Below are 14,939 nucleotides of genomic sequence, written 5' to 3'. Positions count from 1 at the left end.
GGGGGTCAGGGGCGTCCGCCCAGGTGGGCCACGGCGTCGGCCGCCGCCCGACAACCGGCGCGGGCCGCCTCCGCCGCGCCGGCCCCCGCCAGTCGGGCCGCGAGGAAGCCGCCGGTGAAGGCGTCCCCGGCGCCCGTGGTGTCCACCGCCTCGACGGGCTCGGCGTCCACCTCGGCGGTGATCCGGCCGTGCTCGGCGACGAGAGCCCCGCCGGTGCCCCGGGTGACCACCACGAGCGGCACCCGACGGCTGAGCGCCACCGCCGCCCGTACCACCCCGCCGGGTCCCGGCAGCCCGGCCAGCAGCCGCGCCTCGTCCTCGTTCGGCAGGAGCACCTGGGTCCCCGCCACGAAGCCCAGGAACCGCTCGGGGCCCAGCGCCGCCAGGAACCCCGCCGACGCCGGGTCCACGCTCACCGGCACCCCTCGCGTCCGGGCGGCCCGCAGCGCCACCAGCGCCAACTCTCGGCTGGTGTCGGCGAAGAAGAGGTAGCCCGACAGGTGCAGGTGCGCGGCGCCGTCCAGCAGGGCGGGCACCCAGTCGGCCGGACACAGCCGCAGCGAGGCCCCGCTGTCGGTCAGGAAGGTCCGCTCCGCGTCGCCGTCGACCAACGCCACCACCGTGCCGGTCGGCTCCGCCGGATCCACGACCAGCCGCGGCCGGACCCCCGCGTCGACCAGGGCCCGCTCGTGCCACCGGGCCGACTCGGAGCCCACGCGGGCGAGGAGGCGCACCTCGGCCGCGCCCGTACGGGCCGCCCAGCAGGCGGCGTTGGCGCCCGCGCCGCCCGGCAGCGTGCGGATGCGGGCGAGGGTGTCGGTGGCCGGGGCCAGGGGGCGGGGGTGCACCGCCACCACGTCCGTCACCACGTCGCCGACCACCAGCAGCGCGCCGGGCGGGGCGCCGACCTCCCCGCCGCCGCCCGTGCCGCTTCCGCCGCTTCCGCTTCCGCTTCCGACGCCGCCGCCCGTGGCGTCCGTGGCGTCCGTACCGCCCGTGGCCGCCGCCCCCGCGCCGCTCATGCGCGGGCCGTCCAGGCCCCCGCGATCAGGGCCCCGAGCCGCACGTTGCCCCGTACCGCCGCCAGGTTCGCCTCCAGCGAGGCGCCGCCGGTGGCGGTGACCAGGTGGTCCAGCAGGAACGGGGTCACCGCCTGCCCGGTGATCCCCCGCTCCCGACACCGGTCGAGGGCCTCGGCCAGCACCCGGTCGTGCAGCTCCCGGTCCAACTGCCGTTCCTCGGCCACCGGATTGGCCACGACCAGGGCCGACTCCGGCCCGCCCAGGGCGTCCTGGGCGGCCATCACCTCGGCGACCTCGGCCGGCCCGCGCACCGTCCAGTCCACCGGGTGGCCCGAGTCGGCCAGGTAGAACCCGGGGAAGCGGTCCGTCCCGTAGCCCAGGATCCCTACACCCAGGGTTTCCAGGCGCTGGAGCGTGGCCGGAACGTCCAGGATCGACTTCACCCCCGCGCACACCAGCGTGATCCGGGTCCGCGCGAGCAACGCGAGGTCGGCCGACTCGTCCTGGGAGCTGGTCCACTCCCGGTGGACGCCGCCCAGCCCGCCCGTCGCGAAGACCCGCAACCCGGCGCGCGCGGCGAGGAAGGCCGTCGCGGACACCGTCGTCGCCCCGCTCGCCCCGGTGGCCAAAGCCGGCGCCAGATCCCGATGGCCGAGCTTGCGTACGCCTTCACCTGCGGCGATCCGCTCCAGACGGGACTTGTCGAGACCCGCGTACGCCACCCCGTCCAGGACCGCGATCGTGGCCGGAACGGCTCCCTCCGCCCGGACCATGGCCTCCAGCTCCAGGCCCACCTCCAGATTGCGCGGGCGCGGCAGTCCGTGCGTGATGATCGTCGACTCCAGCGCGACGACGGGCCGGTTCGCGGCCAGCGCCTCGCGTACCTCGTCCGACAGGACCGGGACCGGGTGTGCTCTGTGCTGTGGCATGTCCCCATCCATGGCACGGGATTCGCGCCGCCAAACGCGCCGCTGCCGCCCCGGCGCGAACCTGTCCGAGTAGCGTGCCCCCATGAACACGCGCGTTTTCTACGACGAACTCGCCGCCCGCTACGACCTCCTGTACGCGGACTGGGACGCGAGCATCGACCGGCAGGGCCGGGCCCTCGACACCCTCCTCACCCGAGCCCTGGGCCCCGGCCCGCACAGGGTCCTGGACAGCGCCTGCGGCATCGGCACCCAGGCACTGGGCCTGGCCCGCCTGGGCCACCGGGTCACCGGTACCGACCTCAGCGCGGTCGCCGGGGCCCGCGCCGTCACCGAGGCCGCCGACCGCGGACTCGACGTGTCGATCGCCGCCGCCGACATGCGCGCCCTGCCCTTCCCGGACGCCTCCTTCGACGCCGTCGTCTGCGCCGACAACGCCCTCCCGCACCTGCTCACCGCCGAGGACGTGCGCGCGGCCCTGGCCGAATCCCGGCGGGTGCTGCGCCCCGGCGGCCTGCTGCTGCTCTCGACGCGGCCGTACGGCGAACTGCGCCGCACCCGGCCCGCCAGCGAGGCGCCGCGCGTGCGCATCGGGCCCGACGGGCGGACCATCACCTTCCAGCTGTGGCACTGGCACGACGACGGGGAGCGGTACGACGTCGAGCTGTTCCAGTTGCTGCCGACGGGCGCCACCTGGGCCCCGTGCACCTCGACCACCACCTACTGGGCGCTGTCCGAGGCGGAGACCGCCCAGTTCGTCCGGCAGTCCGGCTTCGGCGAACCGGTGTGGCACCCGACCTCCGCCACCGGCTTCCACCAGCCCCTCCTCGGGGCCCGCCGGCCGCTGCCGCGCCCCCGCTCGACGGAGTGACGCGTCCGCCACGCCCACGCTGGACGATCTGATCACCCCGGGGTCCGGGAGGTCCGCACTAGGCTCACGCGCCATGAGCACCAGTGACCGCACCCCCGCCGCGCCCGCCTCGTTCGCCGTCTCGGTGTCCGACTTCCCGGACGAGGAGTTGGAACGGGAGGAACTCGACCCCGGGCAGATCGTCTCCGGCGACCCCGTCGTGACGGGCAGGGTGCTGTGGGAGTCCGAGGACGGCTCGCAGGTCCGGGGCATCTGGCAGATCACCCCCGGGGTGGTCACCGACACCGAGGCCGACGAGCTGTTCGTCGTCGTCAGCGGACGGGCCACCATCGAGGTCGAGGGCGGCGCGACGCTGGAGGTGGGCCCGGGCTCGGCCTGCGTCCTGCGGGAGGGCGACAAGACGACCTGGACGGTCCACGAGACCCTCCGCAAGGCCTACCACATCAACGGCTGAGCCCCGCCGTCCGCCTCAGGCGTCCGCGTCCGGTCCGGTCGGCGCGGGCGCCGCGCGCCGACGGGCCGTGAACAGGGCCAGCGCGGCCATCGGCAGGATCAGCGCCGCCCCGATCGCGTTGAGCCAGCCGTAGCCCGCGTAGGCCATGATCAGGCCGGACGCCGCCCCGCCGATCGCGGCCGTCGTGTTCATCGTCAGGTCGCTCAGGCCCTGTACGGCGGCCCGTACGGGTTGCGGCACCGAGTCGGTCAGCAGCGCCGAACCGGCGACCAGACCGGCGGACCAGCCGAGACCGAGCAGGAACAGTCCGGCCGTGGTTTGGGCGTGGCTGCCGTTCGCGGTGCCGGCGAGCAGCGCGGCCAGCGACAGCAGCCCGGCCGAGAGGCCGATCACGGAGAGTCGGCCCAGCCGGTCGGCGAGCCAGCCCATGACGGGCGAGAAGGCGAACATCCCGGCGATGTGGATGCTGATCACGAGTCCCACGAGGCTCAGGTCCGCGCCGTGGTGGCCCAGGTCGACCGGGGTCATCACCATGATCGAGACCATGGTGGTGTGGGACACGGCGACGGCGACCAGCGCGAGCCGGGCCCGTGGGGAGGCCTTCACGGCGGCCAGCCCGGCGCGCAGGGAGTGGCCCGGCGGGGCGGTGTCGCCGGGCGTGGCCAGCGCCCGGGCCGTCAGCAGCGGGTCGGGGCGCAGGAGCACGGCGACCAGCACGCCGGTGACCAGGAAGACGCCGCCCGCCCAGACGAAGGGTCCCGCCGTCTCGGGTATCGCGGTGCCCGCGAAGGAGGCACTGGCCGGGGCGGACAGGTTGGGGCCGAGGACCGCGCCGATGGTCGAGGCCCAGACGACCACCGAGATGGCGCGGGCCCGTCGGTCGGGCGCCGCGAGGTCGGCGGCCGCGAAGCGGGCCTGGAGGTTGGCCGAGGAGGCGGCGCCGAAGGCGGCCATGCCGAGCATCAGCAGGGGGAAGCTTTCGACCACGGCGGACAGGACGACCAGGGCCGCGCCGGCGGTGGCGATGGCGTAGGCGAGGACCAGCCCGGGGCGGCGCCCGCGCGCGGTCATCAGGGCGGCCAGCGGGAGCGAGAACAGGGCCGTGCCGATCACGGCGGCCGTGGAGGCCAAGCCGGACAGGGATTCGGTGCCGCTGATCTCGGTGGCCAGGACGGGGGCCAGGGCGATGCTGATCGGTACGCCGAGGCTGCCCAGCATCTGGCTCGCTATCAGCACGCCGGATATGCGTCGTCTGAGCCGGGGCAGCTCCGCCTCGGTCACCGCGGCGGCCGCCGCGGTGGAGGCGTCGTGGGCGGCGGTCACCGTCGACACCCCGGGCACGGGAAGGCGGACGGGTCTGCGGCGGGGTCTGAGGCGCTGGGACTGGTCACAGGCGCAGTGTCCCACCCCCTGCGAACAGGGGAAACCGCATATCGAGCCCGCCCGCCCCCCGAGCCGGTGGCCGGGCGGCGGTGAGGCCGGCCGGTCAGAAGAGGGGCTGCGGCAGGACCCCCTCCAGGGCGAGCAGGACCCGCTTGGTCTCCACGCCGCCGCCGAAGCCGCCGATCCCGCCGTCGTTCTCCACGACCCGGTGACAGGCCACGACCAGCGGCAGCGGGTTCGAGCCCATCGCGTTGCCCACGGCCTGGGCCGCGCCGGGTTGGCCGACCCGGGCGGCCAGCTCTCCGTAGCCGACGACCGATCCGTAGGGCACCGAGCGGTCCAGCTCCCGCAACACCTGGCGGTTGAAGCCGGAGCTGAGGCGCCAGTCGAGGGGCAGGTCGAACCGTCGCAGGGTGCCCGCGAAGTACGCCGCGAGCTGCCGCACCGGCTCGGCGAGGAGCACCTCCTCGCCGGGCGCCGGCCGCCGGGCGTCGGCGCCGAGCCGGGAGACCAGCGCGCCGATCAGCGCCTCGACGCGCTCCGGTCCGGCGTGGAACTCCACCCGCACCAGCCCCTCGGGGGTCGCGGCCAGGAGGAGGGGACCGATGTCGCTCGGCACGACGGTCCATTCGAGGTGCGGCCCGCGCGGCCGCTCGCTGGTGTCCACACGACCACGGTAGTGCGCCGCGCCGACACCCCGCGCCGGCGGGCGCGACCCTCTAGTAGCCGCCCACGGCCCCGCGCACGACGTCCGGGGCGTTCGTGATGATCCCGTCGACGCCCATCGCCTGGACCTTCCGCGCGGTGGCCGCGTCGTCCACGATCCAGGTGTCCACCTCCATGGCCTTCCCGTGCGCCCCGAGCAGTCCGTGCACCGCCGCGACCCAGTCCGCGGAGATCGTGGTGTGCCACGGGTTGATGCGGTCGGTGAACTCCGCGTAGCGGGGCAGTTCGGCCACGGTCGGCGTGCCGAGGAAGGCCGTCACCAGGTCGGGCCGCAGCCGGTGCACGATGCGCACGGAGTCGGCGCTGAAGCTCTGCACGACCAGCCGGCCCTCGACGTGCCGCGCGTCGAGCCAGCCCATGTCCTCCAGCAGGTCCAGGGTCTGCCGCTCGATCCCGGGGTACAGCTCCGGCTTCTTGATCTCCAGCAGCAGCTTCTGCCGGTTGTGCCCCACCCGCTCCATGTACTCCCGCAGCGTCGGCACCCGCGCGCCCGCGTACCGGCCGTCGCCGAACCAGGCGCCCGCGTCCAGTCGGGAGATCTCCTCGGCGGTGAAGTCCTTGACCCGCCAGGGCTTGCGGTCGGGAAACACCTGCTCGACGTCGGTGGTGCGGGTCAGGGTGTCGTCGTGGATGACCACGAGTTCCCCGTCCCTGGTCCGCTGCACGTCGTTCTCGACCCACTCGAAGCCGAGCCACATCGCCCGGTCGACGGCTTCGAGGGTGTTTTCGGGGGCGTACGCGGAGGCCCCCCGGTGGGCGTAGACGACGGGCCCCAGCACACCGGCGCCCCGGGCGCCCGTCGCGGGCGCGGCGGGCCCGGGGGCGGTCGAGGCGGTCGCGGCCGCCGCGCCCAGCACGGTGAGGGTGAGGCCCAGGAAGGCGGCGGCTGCCGCGGCGGCGGGTCGGACGACGTACATGTGCGTTCTCCTCGGGTCGTGAGCCCTGCTTCTGCCTCAAACGGGTGGGGAGCGCCTGACGTTGCGGCGATACGCCCGATGTGTACCGGCGCGGGCCGCGTCACGGCGATCATGGGGCTGAAGATCACCGCGCCGCCACCGAACTACGACAAACGGACCAGACCGTGCCCGCTGTCGGTGGGGGGTCGTACGGTGGACCCATGCGGCCCGTATCGAAGATCGAACGAACGGTGGCGCCTTTCGAGGTCGTCAGCCCCTACCAGCCCAGCGGCGACCAGCCGGCGGCCATCGCCGAGCTGGAGAAGCGCGTGAACGCGGGGGAGAAGGACGTCGTCCTGCTCGGCGCCACCGGCACCGGCAAGTCGGCCACGACGGCCTGGATGATCGAGAAGCTCCAGCGCCCCACCCTGGTGATGGCGCCGAACAAGACCCTCGCCGCCCAGCTGGCGAACGAGTTCCGCGAGCTCCTGCCGAACAACGCCGTCGAGTACTTCGTCTCGTACTACGACTACTACCAGCCCGAGGCGTACGTACCGCAGTCGGACACCTACATCGAGAAGGACTCCTCGATCAACGAGGAGGTCGAGCGGTTGCGGCACTCCGCGACGAACTCCCTGCTGACCCGCCGTGACGTCGTCGTGGTCGCCTCCGTGTCCTGCATCTACGGCCTCGGCACCCCGCAGGAGTACGTCGACCGGATGGTGCCGCTCAAGGTCGGCGAGGAGATGGACCGGGACGCCCTGCTGCGCCGCTTCGTCGACATCCAGTACACGCGCAACGACGTGGCCTTCACCCGGGGCACCTTCCGGGTGCGCGGCGACACCATCGAGATCTTCCCGGTCTACGAGGAACTGGCCGTCCGCATCGAGATGTTCGGCGACGAGATCGAGGCCCTGTCCACGCTGCACCCGCTCACCGGCGAGGTCATCAGCGAGGACCGCGAGCTCTACGTCTTCCCCGCCAGCCACTACGTCGCCGGCCCCGAGCGCATGGAGAAGGCGGTCGCCGGCATCGAGACCGAGCTCGCCGCGCGCCTCGCGGAGCTGGAGAAGCAGGGCAAGATGCTGGAGGCCCAGCGGCTGCGCATGCGCACCACCTACGACCTGGAGATGATGCGCCAGATCGGCTCCTGCTCCGGCATCGAGAACTACTCCCTCCACATGGACGGCCGCGAGCGGGGCTCCGCGCCCAACACCCTCATCGACTACTTCCCCGAGGACTTCCTCCTCGTCATCGACGAGTCGCACGTGACGGTGCCGCAGATCGGCGCGATGTACGAGGGCGACGCCTCGCGCAAGCGGACCCTGGTCGACCACGGTTTCCGCCTGCCGTCCGCCCTCGACAACCGCCCGCTGAAGTGGGAGGAGTTCCAGGAGCGGATCGGCCAGACCGTCTACCTGTCGGCCACCCCCGGCCAGTACGAGCTCTCCCGCTCCGACGGATTCGTCGAGCAGATCATCCGCCCCACCGGCCTCGTCGACCCGGAGGTCGTCGTCAAGCCCACCGAGGGCCAGATCGACGACCTGGTGCACGAGATCAGGCAGCGCGTGGAGAAGGACGAGCGGGTCCTCGTCACCACCCTCACCAAGAAGATGGCCGAGGACCTCACCGACTACTTCCTGGAGCTCGGCATCCAGGTCCGCTACCTGCACAGCGACGTGGACACCCTGCGCCGCATCGAGCTGCTGCGCGAGCTGCGCGCCGGCGAGTACGACGTCCTCGTCGGCATCAACCTGCTGCGCGAGGGCCTCGACCTGCCCGAGGTCTCCCTCGTCGCGATCCTGGACGCCGACAAGGAGGGCTTCCTGCGCTCGGGGACCTCCCTGATCCAGACCATCGGCCGCGCCGCGCGCAACGTGTCCGGCCAGGTCCACATGTACGCGGACCGGATGACGCCGGCGATGGAGAAGGCCATCGACGAGACCAACCGGCGCCGCGAGAAGCAGGTCGCCTACAACACGGCCAACGGCATCGACCCGCAGCCGCTGCGCAAGAAGATCAACGACATCGTCGCCACCCTCGCCCGCGAGGAACTGGACACCGAGGAACTGCTCGGGACCGGATACCGGCAGGCCAAGGACGGCAAGGGCGCCAAGAGCCCGGTGCCCGCCCTCGGCCTCGCCGCGGGCAAGGCCGGCGCGCCGGCCAAGGCCGCCAAGGGTGCGAAGGGGACGAAGGGGGAGGCGGCGGGCGCGGTGCCCACCGACCGGCCCGCCGCCGAACTGGCCGCGCTCATCGAGCAGATGACGGAACGGATGCGGGGCGCGGCGGCCGAGCTGCAATTCGAGGTCGCCGCCCGGATCCGGGACGAGGTGGGCGAGCTGAAGAAGGAGCTGCGACAGATGAAGGAAGCGGGCCTCGCCTGACCGGGAGCCGGTCAGTAGGGTTGGATCCAGCCGCAGGAACACGCTGCGCGCCCACATCGGGGGCGGGCCATGGAGAGGGGACACCGCGTGACGGTCAACATGACCAAGGGTCAGGCCATCAGTCTGCAGAAGGCTGACGGCGGCACACTGACCGCGGTCCGGATGGGCCTGGGCTGGCAGGCGGCCAAGCGCCGTGGCCTGTTCGGCTCGCGGACCCGGGAGATCGACCTGGACGCGTCGGCGGTGCTGTTCGCCGACAAGCAGCCCGTGGACGTGGTGTTCTTCCGCCACCTGCAGAGCGACGACGGCTCGGTGCGGCACACCGGCGACAACCTGGTCGGCGGCGTCGGCCAGGGTGGGGACGACGAGGCCATCCTCGTCGACCTCCAGCGCGTCCCGGTCCACATCGACCAGATCGTCTTCACGGTGAACTCGTTCACCGGCCAGACCTTCCAGGAGGTGCAGAACGCCTTCTGCCGCATCGTCGACGAGACCAACGGCCAGGAGTTGGCCCGCTACACCCTCGACGGCGGCGGCCAGTACACGGCGCAGATCATGGCGAAGGTGTCCCGCGAGGGCGCCGGCTGGAAGATGACGGCCCTGGGCACGGCCGCCAACGGCAAGACCTTCCAGGACCTGATGCCGGCGATCCTGCCGCACCTGTAAGAGCCCGCGGCACACGGCACACCGGTACATCGCACACGGCGCGCGGCGACAAGAGAAGAAGGCACGGGGAGGGGCTGCACGATGACGGCCGAACTGGTCCGGGGGCAGAACCACCCCGTGTCCCACAGTCGGGTGGAGATCAGGGTCTCGGCGGGCACGGCCGTGCTCGCCGTGGCCACGCTGGCGGACGAGCAGGGCCGGTTCGCCGGCCCCGCCGTCCTGGCCCACCCCGGGTCCCCGGCCCTGCCCGGGCTGCTGGTGCCCGCGCTGCCCGGCGAGCGGCACAGCGTGGCCGTCGACCTCGACGCCGTCGAGCCGGACGTCCACCGCGTGGGCGTGCACCTCGTCCTGCCGCCCGGCGGGGCGCCGCGCTTCGGCGCGGTACCCGCCCCGTACGTCGCGGTCGCCGGCGAGGACGGCGCCGAGTTCGCCGGCTTCACCCTCACCGACCTCGACCCCGAGACGGCCGTCGTGGCCCTGGAGCTCTACCGCCGCCAGGGCTCCTGGAAGGTACGGGCCGTCGGCCAGGGGTACGCCGACGGGCTGGGCGCGCTGCTCACCGACGGCGGGCTCGCCGCGCCCCGGGCCGCCGAGCTCGCGTCCGCGGCCCTGGGCCTCGTACCGGGCGGCGACATCACCCTGGCCGCTCTGCCCACCCCTGCCGCGCCCACCGTCCCGCGCGGTCTGCGCGCCCCGGTCGACGCCCCGCCCGCCGCGACCCCGACCCCTCCGGCGGACCCGATCCCGGTCTCCGGGGTCCCGTACCCGGGCACGCCCGGACCGGCGCCCGCCACCCCGCCGGCCGCGGACACCCTCGGCGGCAACGCGCCGGCCGACGGGGGCCCGCCCACCATCGACTACGCCCACCCGCGCCGCCGCCGCACCAGCGCCGAGCCCCCCGAACCGGGCCCGCGCCCCGCGCCGCCCGCGGCCCCCGGGGAGCACGCCCGGCCCGTCGCCGGCGACGCCAGTGGCTGGTCCATGGACGAGCGGCTCTACAACCAGGTCTGGGGCATGTTCGAGGACCTGGCCCGCACCGTCGCCGCCTACCGCGGCGCCGTCGAGTTCGCCGACAACCGTCTCGAACGCGAACTCGACGAAGCCCTGTCCGACCCCCGCCACCGGCTGGGCGGCTCGGGCGACGCCGCCCGTGACACCGCCCGGGCCCGTCGCGAGGAACTGGTGGACCGGGCGCGGGCCGTCCTGGACCGCGACCTCGTCCAGCTGACCGCCGAGTGCGAGGTCGTCGAGCCCGCCCTGCCGGCGGCGTACGCCCGCTGGGACAACCCCGTCTGGCACGCTCGTGCCGGCGAGCCCGAGGAGGGCCCGCTGGCGCTGCGCCTGGGCGACCTGACCCTGCCCGAGCGGCCCGACCTGCGGATCCCCATGCTGATGCGGCTCCCGCTGGAGCGCGGCCTGTGGATCGACAACGGTCGCACCGGTTCCGAGGCCGCCATGGCCATGGACAGCGACCGGCTGCGGCGGGCCGCGATGGACATGGCCGTCGCGCACGCCGCGCGGCTGCTGGCCGTCCACCCCGCCGACCGCTTTTCGGTGCACGTCATCGACGCCGCCGGGGCGGGAGCCGCCTCCCTCGCCCCGCTGGTCGGGGCCGGGGTGCTGGCCGCGCCGCCCGCCACGGGCGCCGCCGGGGTCGCCGGGACCCTGGAGACGCTGACCCGTCGCGTGGATCTCGTACAGATGGCGTTGCGCGCCGGCGCCCCCGAGGAGCTGCCCGCCGACGTGGACCGGGCCGAGCAGCTGCTGATCGTCCACGACTTCCCGCACGGCTTCGACGACCGGTCCGTCACCCGCCTGCGCTATCTGGCCGACGAGGGCCCCGCGGTCGGCGTGCACCTGCTGATGGTCGCGGACCGTGACGAGGCCTCGGCGTACGGGCCGCTGCTCGACCCGCTGTGGCGGTCGCTGCTGCGCCTGTCGCCGGTCCCGGACAACCACCTCGCCGACCCCTGGGTGCAGCACGCCTGGACCTTCACGCCCGACCTCCCGCCGCGCGAGAGCCTGGTCCTGGAGCAGGCGCTGCACCGTGTCGCGGCAGCCCGGCGCGGAGGCCGATGACCCACCGCTGACCCGTTCTTGGTCTTCTCTTTACCTTTCCCCTCCTCGGCGGGTAACCTGGTGCCCGCGGAGGGGAGTATTCCTGCTTTCCTGCTACGGCGTACCCGTCAATACGGACCCATTGGGCGATACTGCCCGAAGTCGGTCCCGGGGCGTCGGCCCACGACCTCCAGGTCGCCCGGGTGGAAGAGACCTCCGGCAGCGATGTAGCTGACGATGTGCTGAGCCATCTGCCGGAGGCGTGGAAGTAGTGGACGTTTCGTTGAACCTTTGGGTGCTGACCATCGCGGGTCTGTGCCTTCTCATCGGCGCCGATTTCTTCATCGGCCGCAAACCGCACGACGTCTCCATCAAGGAGGCGGGCATCTGGACCGTCGTCTGGATCGCGCTCGCCGTGCTCTTCGGGCTCGGCCTGCTCTTCTTCGGCAACGGCCAGGCCTCCCAGGAGTTCTTCGCCGGGTTCATCACCGAGAAGTCCCTGAGCGTGGACAACCTCTTCGTCTTCGTCCTGATCATGGCGAAGTTCTCGGTGCCCTCGCACCTCCAACAGCGCGTGCTGCTCGTGGGCGTGCTGATCGCCCTGGTCCTGAGGGCCGTGTTCATCGCGGCCGGCGCCGCGATCATCACCACCTTCTCGTGGGTCTTCTACATCTTCGGCGCGTTCCTGATCTACACCGCGTGGAAGCTGATCCAGGAAGCCCGCAAGGACGAGGACGAGGAGGAGTTCGAGGAGAACCGTCTCCTCAAGTCCATCGAGAAGAAGTTCGGCGTCGCCGACCGCTACCACGGCACCAAGCTGTTCATCCGGAACAACGGCAAGCGCATCATGACCCCCCTCATGGTGGTCATGCTCGCCATCGGCACCACGGACGTCCTGTTCGCCCTGGACTCGATCCCCGCGATCTTCGGCCTCACCCAGGACCCGTACATCGTCTTCACCGCCAACGCCTTCGCCCTGATGGGTCTGCGCCAGCTGTACTTCCTCATCGGCGGCCTGCTCAAGAAGCTGGTCCACCTCAGCTACGGCCTGTCCGTCATCCTCGGCTTCATCGGCGTCAAGCTGGTGCTGCACGCTCTGCACGAGTCGGGGCTGCACGTCCCGCAGATCTCCATCCCGGTCTCGCTGGGCGTCATCTGCGGCGTGCTGGTGATCACCACGATCACCAGCCTGATCGCCTCGAAGAAGCAGGCGGCGGCCGAGGCCGCCGCCACCGGCACCGTGACCGACACCGACGAGACGCGCAGCGTCGACGCCTGACGTTCGAGACGACACCCGGGGCCCCGCGGGGCCCCGGGGCTACGCGGGGGCGGCCGCTTCGGCCGCCCCCGCCTTCGCGTCCGCGTCCGCCGCCGCCTGCGTGTCCGCGCCCGCGTCGGCTCCCGGGCCCGTGCCCCGGGTGCCCGCGCGCGCCGGCCGGGTCTCCGGCAGCAGCGCGAAGCAGCCCAGGCTGACCAGCGCGATCACCGTCAGGTACACCGCGACCCCCCACGGCGGCCCCGACCCGTCCGCCAGCGCCGTCGCCACGATCGGGGTCAGCGCCCCGCCCAGCACCCCGCCCAGGTTGTAGCCGACGGCCGCGCCCGTGCACCGTACGCGCGGGGCGTACAGCTCGGGCAGGTACGCCCCCACCACCGCGAACATCGTCACCATCGCCAGCAGCGCCACCGTGCAGCCCACGACGATCAGCAGCGGGTCCCCGGTGCGCAGCAGGGCCACGAAGGGGAACATCCACACCACGCAGGCGGCGCAGCCGGCCAGGCACAGGGGGCGGCGTCCCCAGCGGTCGCCGAGCACCGCCGGCAGCGGGGTCGCGACCCCCTTGACCAGGACCGCCACCATCACGCAGGCCAGCATCGTGGTGGGCGCGACGCCCAGGTGGGCGGTGGCGTAGGCGAGGGCCCAGGTGGTGACCGCGTAGAAGACGGCGTACCCGACGGCCATGGCGCCCCCGGTCAGCAGGAGCAGCCGCCAGTGGCCGCGGACGACCTCGGAGAGCGGTGCCTCGGCCCGCCGGCCGGTCTCCTCCAGCCGCCGGAACTCCGGCGTCTCCTCCACCGAGCGGCGCAGCCACAGCCCGGCCAGCGCCAGCAGACCGGCGAACCAGAACGGCAGCCGCCAGCCCCAGGCGGCGAACCGCTCGTCGCTCAACGTGCCGGACAGCGTCAGCATCAGGCCGTTGGCCAGCAGGAACCCCACCGCCGGGCCCATCTGCGGAAAGCTCGACCACAGTCCGCGCCGCCCCTCGGGGGCGTGCTCGGCGGTCAGCAGCACGGCCCCGCCCCACTCCCCGCCGAGGCCGAGCCCCTGGAGGAAGCGCAGCAGGAGCAGCAGGACGGGCGCGGCGACGCCGATCGAGGCGTACGAGGGCACGCAGCCGACGGCCACCGTGGCCAGGCCGGTGAGCAGCAGCGAGCCGAGCAGCACGGGCCGGCGCCCGTAGCGGTCGCCGATGTGCCCGAAGACGACCGAGCCCAGGGGGCGGGCCAGGAAGCCGACGCCGAAGGTGGCGAAGGCGGCGAGGGTGCCGGCGAGCGGCGAGAAGGACGGGAAGAAGAGCGGCCCGAGGACCAGGGCCGCGGCCGTGCCGTAGACGAAGAAGTCGTAGAACTCGATGGCGGTGCCGGCGAGGGCGGCCGAGGCGAGCCGCGGCATCGGGACGGGGCGGGTCGGGGGAGGGGAGGGGTGCTGTCGCATGGTGCAGCAACTACCCCAACCCGCACCCCCAGGACATGCGTTCGGTCCGTATCGACCGGAAGGAGTGCATGACCCCGCGATGTTGACGGACGTCGGGACGTCGGGACGTCGGGACGTCGGGACAGCCGGACGTCGGGACGTCTCGGACGTCAGGCCGTCACCAGCCGCGTTCGCGCCATTCGGCCAGGTGCGGACGCTCGGCGCCGAGGGCGGTGTCGTTGCCGTGGCCCGGGTAGACCCACGTCTCGTCGGGGAGCGGCGCGAAGATCTTGGCCTCGACGTCGTCCAGGAGGGAGGTGAAGGCCGCCGCGTCGCCGTGGGTGTTGCCCACGCCGCCCGGGAAGAGGCAGTCGCCGGTGAACACGTGAGGGTGACCGTGCGGGTCGTCGTAGACCAGCGCGATCGAGCCCGGGGTGTGGCCGACCAGGTGGCGGGCGGTCAGGGAGACCCGTCCGACCGTGATGGTGTCGCCGTCCTGGACGAGGACGTCGGTGGCGACCGGGATGCCCTCGGCGTCGTGGGCGCCGGCGTAGGTGCGCGCGCCGGTCGACTCGACGACCTCGGCGAGGGCGCCCCAGTGGTCGCCGTGCCGGTGGGTGGTGACCACGGACTCGATGCCGTCGTCGCCGATCAGGCCGATCAGCGTGGCCGGCTCGGCGGCCGCGTCGATCAGCAGCTGCGCCCCGGTGGCCCGGCAGCGCAGGAGGTAGGCGTTGTTGTTCATCTCGCCGACCGCGACCTTGGAAATCATCAGGTCCGCGAGTTCGTGCACGTCGGCCGGACCGCCGACCTTGACCGCTCCGCTGTACGTCATGACTGTGATCCTAGGGTCTG

13 protein-coding genes are annotated in these 14,939 nt (G+C 73.2%); 6 read left to right on the top strand and 7 right to left on the bottom strand.

The genetic code is table 11. The features are described 5' to 3' along the window. Positions 1-5 precede the first annotated feature (5 nt). Both ACZ6ZI_RS00390 and ACZ6ZI_RS00385 read right to left on the bottom strand, forming a co-directional pair. Entirely contained in the window at positions 6-1,022 is a 1,017-nt protein-coding gene (locus ACZ6ZI_RS00390; RefSeq protein WP_469513883.1) for a carbohydrate kinase family protein, read from the bottom strand. After that, positions 1,019-1,951, bottom strand: coding sequence for a pseudouridine-5'-phosphate glycosidase (locus tag ACZ6ZI_RS00385; protein ID WP_469513880.1), 933 nt, complete (start codon positions 1,949-1,951; stop codon positions 1,019-1,021). Before ACZ6ZI_RS00385 ends, ACZ6ZI_RS00390 begins: the two co-directional genes overlap by 4 nt. Positions 1,952-2,033: 82 nt before the next feature. Between ACZ6ZI_RS00385 and ACZ6ZI_RS00380 the strand changes: the two genes are divergently transcribed. Together ACZ6ZI_RS00380 and ACZ6ZI_RS00375 are read left to right on the top strand one after the other, a co-directional pair. Beyond that, positions 2,034-2,819: a class I SAM-dependent methyltransferase gene (locus ACZ6ZI_RS00380; protein ID WP_363055740.1), complete on the top strand. Its 786-nt coding sequence runs from the start codon at positions 2,034-2,036 to the stop codon at positions 2,817-2,819. Positions 2,820-2,892: 73 nt separating this feature from the next. Next, the gene (locus ACZ6ZI_RS00375) at positions 2,893-3,273 is read left to right on the top strand and encodes a cupin domain-containing protein (protein WP_363055739.1); all 381 of its coding nucleotides are present in this window, start codon (positions 2,893-2,895) and stop codon (positions 3,271-3,273) included. Between the two features lie 15 nt (positions 3,274-3,288). Here ACZ6ZI_RS00375 and ACZ6ZI_RS00370 read toward each other — a convergent pair whose 3' ends face one another. The 3 genes from ACZ6ZI_RS00370 to ACZ6ZI_RS00360 form a co-directional block, all read right to left on the bottom strand. Continuing rightward, positions 3,289-4,605: an MFS transporter gene (locus ACZ6ZI_RS00370; RefSeq protein WP_469513875.1), complete on the bottom strand. Its 1,317-nt coding sequence runs from the start codon at positions 4,603-4,605 to the stop codon at positions 3,289-3,291. Positions 4,606-4,759: 154 nt separating this feature from the next. Then, positions 4,760-5,323, bottom strand: a complete 564-nt coding sequence (locus tag ACZ6ZI_RS00365) for a methylated-DNA--[protein]-cysteine S-methyltransferase (protein ID WP_363055737.1) — start codon at positions 5,321-5,323, stop codon at positions 4,760-4,762. A gap of 52 nt (positions 5,324-5,375) precedes the next feature. Further along, complete coding sequence (locus tag ACZ6ZI_RS00360; protein ID WP_469513871.1) at positions 5,376-6,299, bottom strand: glycerophosphodiester phosphodiesterase; 924 nt, start codon at positions 6,297-6,299, stop codon at positions 5,376-5,378. A 200-nt stretch (positions 6,300-6,499) separates the two neighbouring features. Between ACZ6ZI_RS00360 and uvrB the strand changes: the two genes are divergently transcribed. The 4 genes from uvrB to ACZ6ZI_RS00340 all read left to right on the top strand — a co-directional run bounded on the left by uvrB (position 6,500) and on the right by ACZ6ZI_RS00340 (position 12,668). Beyond that, the gene (gene uvrB / locus ACZ6ZI_RS00355; RefSeq protein WP_469513868.1) at positions 6,500-8,665 is read left to right on the top strand and encodes an excinuclease ABC subunit UvrB; all 2,166 of its coding nucleotides are present in this window, start codon (positions 6,500-6,502) and stop codon (positions 8,663-8,665) included. Between the two features lie 87 nt (positions 8,666-8,752). Beyond that, positions 8,753-9,331, top strand: a complete 579-nt coding sequence (locus tag ACZ6ZI_RS00350; RefSeq protein ID WP_469513866.1) for a TerD family protein — start codon at positions 8,753-8,755, stop codon at positions 9,329-9,331. Between the two features lie 81 nt (positions 9,332-9,412). After that, a complete protein-coding gene (locus ACZ6ZI_RS00345; RefSeq protein ID WP_469513863.1) occupies positions 9,413-11,410 on the top strand; it encodes a TerD family protein in 1,998 nt (665 codons plus the stop codon). A gap of 250 nt (positions 11,411-11,660) precedes the next feature. Beyond that, positions 11,661-12,668 (top strand): TerC family protein, encoded by a 1,008-nt coding sequence (locus tag ACZ6ZI_RS00340; protein WP_469513860.1) that lies wholly within the window; start codon positions 11,661-11,663, stop codon positions 12,666-12,668. Between the two features lie 39 nt (positions 12,669-12,707). Here the strand turns inward: ACZ6ZI_RS00340 and ACZ6ZI_RS00335 are convergent, their stop codons facing one another. Both ACZ6ZI_RS00335 and ACZ6ZI_RS00330 read right to left on the bottom strand, forming a co-directional pair. Next, a complete protein-coding gene (locus ACZ6ZI_RS00335) occupies positions 12,708-14,105 on the bottom strand; it encodes an MFS transporter (protein WP_469513857.1) in 1,398 nt (465 codons plus the stop codon). 157 nt (positions 14,106-14,262) lie between these two features. Next, entirely contained in the window at positions 14,263-14,919 is a 657-nt protein-coding gene (locus ACZ6ZI_RS00330) for an MBL fold metallo-hydrolase (RefSeq protein ID WP_469513854.1), read from the bottom strand. Between the last annotated feature and the right edge of the window lie 20 nt (positions 14,920-14,939).

This window comes from Streptomyces sp. NPDC103540 (genome assembly GCF_055584445.1).
This window is presented reverse-complemented; position numbering and strand designations above follow the sequence as displayed.